Annotated in this window: 1 pseudogene; it reads right to left on the reverse strand. The window is 45.4% G+C overall.

The annotated features are described in order from the left end of the window. Positions 1-241 (reverse strand): annotated as a pseudogene (locus AAX04_RS11550) (transketolase); the annotation flags it as partial. Between the last annotated feature and the right edge of the window lie 138 nt (positions 242-379).

Raw genomic sequence — 379 nt, forward strand, 5'->3', positions numbered from 1 at the left:
TATTAATAACACCCAGTTCGGAGAGGATTGCGTATAGGGCTGGCGCGGCGTGCCCCTTTGACAATATTATGTAGTCCCTTTTCAACGGATCCTCATCAAAGGCGTTAACCATTAGGTATAGTGTTGCCAGTATGTCCAGGCTTGATAGTGATGAGCCTAGGTGAGTGTGTGGGTCTATTAGGCTAAGGCCTGTTAATATTGAACGGGCCCTATCACTTACCTCCTTAATCTTATTAACCAAGTTTGCCCTAGCCCCCTTTACCATTCCAGGTATTCCACGTGGGTCCCGAATTCCATACCAATCTAAGAATCCCCCTATACGGTCTATATTTTTAAGCATTACCCATAAGTTAACCATCACCCAACCTAGGGAGTCTCA

This window comes from Caldivirga sp. MU80 (assembly GCF_001663375.1).
In the GTDB taxonomy this organism is placed as follows: domain Archaea; phylum Thermoproteota; class Thermoprotei; order Thermoproteales; family Thermocladiaceae; genus Caldivirga.